The organism is Vibrio sp. 10N.261.51.C6, assembly GCF_041471785.1.
In the GTDB taxonomy this organism is placed as follows: Bacteria; Pseudomonadota; Gammaproteobacteria; order Enterobacterales; family Vibrionaceae; genus Vibrio; species Vibrio crassostreae_C.
Window position 1 is genome coordinate 1 of the sequence record NZ_JBFRPB010000079.1, and the last position, 2,471, is coordinate 2,471.

Below are 2,471 nucleotides of genomic sequence, written 5' to 3' on the forward strand. Positions count from 1 at the left end.
GAGCCATCTGCTAAATCTGTTTCAGCAAGCGCGATGCTTGGCACCGATTCAATCGTTGGGATATCACCATCAATAATCGTCAGTGTGACAGTGGCCGTTTCAACATCGATATCGCCATCGCTTGACGTAAAGACGAGAGATTTAACGATATCGCCACTCTCGTGGTCTAAATCACGGTTTGGCTCAAAACGCACATTACCTTCAATAGTGACGAACACATCACCCTCAGTGAACGTAAATTTCTGCTCGCCCGTGATTGTTGGATCTAGAGTTTGAGCGGTACCACCGTCATAAGTGAACTGGGTAATCACTGCGCCATCGGCACTTTGCGCCGTCATTACATCAATGGTATTGGTCGTCACCGTACCGTCAGCTAAATTCGGCTCGGTAATGCCCAGCGTGCCGTTCGCCATGATTTGGACGTCATCACCAATGGTCACCGATAACGGAGACATCAAGGAATCATCACCATCAGAATCGACGGCATAGACTGGTAATTCAAACGTCAGTTCGTTATTGTCGAGACCATCGGCATGGTCTAACGCCTCAAGCAACGTGAAGGTGTATTCACCCAACGTGGTACCTGAAAAGCTTAAGCTGAAGACAGGAACGTCCGTTCCACCGTCGTCAATAAAGCCAGTATAGATGCCTGAGTCTGCTGGGTCTTCTTTAAGCTCAACCGCAATGTTGTTCGACGTTAACGCACCACCCACATTGAACTCAGTTGGTTCGATTCGGAACTTCTCGACATCATCACTTTGGTTGGTAAACGAGATAGTCTCGGTTTGACTCACCGCACTGCCGCTTGGTGTCGAGCCATCAGAAAGTTGTGTTTCTGATAGCGTCACGCTTGGTACGGATTCGATGGTTGGAATATCACCATCGGTAATGGTCAGAACAACCGTCGCCGTTTCAACATCCACATCGCCATCGCTTGAGGTCACGACAATCGATTTGACGATGTCTTCGCTAACCGTGTGGTCTAGATTGCGGTTTGGTTCGAAGCGTACTTCACCTTCAAGAGTGATGAACAACTCACCCTCTGTGAAGCTAAATTGCTGCTCACCTGTGTCCGTTTGATCCAGTGTTCGAACTTGACCGTCATACGTAAACTGAGTGATCGTCGCACCATCGGCACTTTGTTCTGGCATCACATCGATGGTATTGGTTGTCACTGTGCCGTCTGCAAGATTTGGTTCAGTGATATCTAACGTACCACCTTGCATGATTTGAACATCATCACCAATGGTCACGTTAAGTTGAGACACCAACGAGTCATCGCCATCGCTATCGACCGCGTAAACCGGTAAGTCGAAACTCAAATTATTATTTGCGAGGCCATCTACATGGTCTAGTGCTTCAAGTAAGGTGAAGGTGTATTGACCTAAATTGGTATCCGAGAAGCTAATAGTAAAGACGTTAGCTTCAACATCCGACGCGTCTTTAACAAAACCGATGTAATCGCCAGCACTGTTAGGATCTTCTTTTAGCTGAACCGCCAAGTTGTTTGACGTTAACGTACCTAGAGTATTGAACTCTGTTGGCTCGATACGGAACGACTCAACATCGTCACTCTCATGAGTAAACTGAATGACTTTGGTGTCGCTGACCGCAGAGTTAGATGGATCAGAGCCATCGGCTAGATTCGTTTCAGATAGTGAGATTGGTGGAATGACATCTATGGTTGGGACATCGCCGTCCGTAATCGTAAGCGTCACTGTCGAGGTAAGAACGTCATCATCGCCATCGCTTGACGTCACCACGATGCTCTTAACGATATCGCCAGCCGAGTGGTCTAAATCGCGGTTCGGCTCAAAGCGCACTTCCCCTTGAGTCGTAATAAACAGTGAGCCTTCCGTGAAAGTAAACTCTTGCTCGGTCGCATCATTCGGGTTTAGAGAGTAAGCGGTGCCGTCATAGGTAAATTGAGTCACGCTCGCGCCATCAGCACTTGCGGATGTTAATACATCGAAAACGGATGTCGTTGGCGTACCTGCAGCTAAGTCAGCCACAGTAGGCTCTTCAATTGTCAGTTCGCCACTTGCCATAACTTGAACATCATCAGTAATCATCACCGATAGTGGTGACATTAACGAATCATCACCGTCGCTATCGACAGCGTAAACTGGCAAGTTGAATGTTAGATCGTTATTGCCTTGAATCGGTGTGTGGTCAATCGCTTCCAGAAGCGTGAAGGTATACTCACCCAAAGTGGTACTGCTGAAATCGAGTGTAAATACCGTGGTTTCGACATTCGAAATATCAGTCGTGAAACCAATGTAATTACCTGAACCTGTTGGCTCTTCTCGAATCTCAATGATCAAGCCATCGGACTTGAGCGCATTGTTAGTATTAAACTCATTTGGCTCTAAACGGAATTTCTCAACGTCATCACTTTGATTAGTGAAAGTGATGGTTTCTGTTTGGCTCACAGCACCAACGATTGGAGAAGAGCCATCTGCTAAATCTGT

1 pseudogene is annotated in these 2,471 nt (G+C 47.0%); it reads right to left on the reverse strand.

Annotated features, from left to right (window positions below):
- Window positions 1-2,471 (reverse strand): annotated as a pseudogene (locus AB4375_RS19675) (hypothetical protein); the annotation flags it as partial.